The sequence below is a fragment of the Promicromonospora kroppenstedtii DSM 19349 genome, from assembly GCF_000515355.1.
In the GTDB taxonomy this organism is placed as follows: domain Bacteria; phylum Actinomycetota; class Actinomycetes; order Actinomycetales; family Cellulomonadaceae; genus Promicromonospora; species Promicromonospora kroppenstedtii.
The window spans coordinates 17297-18685 of record NZ_KI911710.1; the positions used below are offsets into that span (position 1 = coordinate 17297).

General features: G+C 74.8%; 2 protein-coding genes. Both read left to right on the forward strand.

Features of this window, described 5'->3' with window-relative positions; translation table 11 throughout:
• A partial coding sequence (locus PROKR_RS35515; protein WP_036965999.1) for an SEC-C metal-binding domain-containing protein occupies positions 1-206 on the forward strand: 206 nt, incomplete at its 5' end.
• 220 nt (positions 207-426) lie between these two features.
• Positions 427-1389 (forward strand): homoserine dehydrogenase (locus tag PROKR_RS19485; protein ID WP_036966002.1); only part of this gene is annotated, 963 nt, incomplete at its 3' end.

Here is a 1389-nt window from a genome sequence, read left to right on the forward strand (position 1 = left end):
TGACCTACTCGGCCCCCAGCGAGGACGGCTCGGGCTCGGCGTTCATGCAGTCGTCGGACGGCGCCCGTCGCCGGGCGTCGCTGCACGGCGAGGCCACGGCCGCCACGAGCGACGGCCGGACGTTCCCCGGCACGCCGCGCAACGCGCAGTGCCCGTGCGGCTCGGGCAAGAAGTACAAGGTCTGCCACGGAGTCAACGAGGCCTGAGGCCGGCCGGCGGGGCCCGCCCCGCCGAGTGAGGACGCCTGTCCGGAACCACCCTCGACCGAGGGGCGGGTTCCCGGCAGGCGTTCTCCTTTCGGCGAACACCTGTCGTGAGACACAGCGCCCGCATGCCGGACGCTCCGGTTACCCTGGTCGCATCGTCCCGGCCCGTGCGGAACCGCACCGGGAGCGGACGTCCCCCGAAGACGAAAGCAGGATCGCTGTGCCTGTCCCCGAGCCCGCCCGCGGGCTGCGTGTCGCACTGCTGGGCTGTGGCGTCGTGGGCACCGAGGTGGCCCGGATGCTGCTGGAGCAGGGCACCGATCTCGCCGCCCGCGCGGGCGCGCCGCTCGAGCTCGCCGGCATCGCCGTCCGCGACGCGAGCCGCCCCCGCGACGCCGCCATACCGCGTGAGCTGCTCACGGAGGACGCGGAGTCCCTCGTGGACGGCGCGGACATCGTCGTCGAGGTGATGGGCGGCACCGAGCCGGCCCGCACCCTGCTGCTGCGCGCCATCGAGGGCGGGGCCGCCGTCGTCACCGCCAACAAGGCGCTGCTCGCGGCCGACGGCCCCACGCTCTACAAGGCGGCCGACTCCGCCGGCGTCGACATCTACTACGAGGCCGCCGTCGCGGGCGCCATCCCGATCGTGCGTCCCGTGCGCGAGTCCCTGGCGGGCGACCACGTGCGCCGCGTCCTGGGCATCGTGAACGGCACGACCAACTACGTGCTCGACCAGATGGCCACCAGCGGCCTCGACCTCGACGCGGCGGTCAAGCAGGCGCAGGAGCTCGGCTACGCCGAGGCGGACCCCACGGCCGACGTCGAGGGCTACGACGCCGCGGCCAAGGCCGCGATCCTGGCCAGCCTCGCCTTCCACACCCGCGTCTCGGCCGACGACGTCGCGCGCGAGGGCATCACCGGGGTCACCTCGGACGACGTCGCATGGGCCGCCCGGACCGGACACGCGGTCAAGCTGCTGGCCATCGCCGAGCAGACCGGCGAGGGCGTCGCCGTGCGCGTGCACCCGGCGCTCGTGCCGCTGGAGCACCCGCTGGCGGGCGTGAAGGGCGCGTTCAACGCGATCTTCGTCGAGGCCGACGCCGCGGGCCCGCTCATGTTCTACGGCCAGGGCGCCGGCGGCCGGCCCACGGCGTCCGCGGTGCTGGGCGACGTCGTCTCGGCG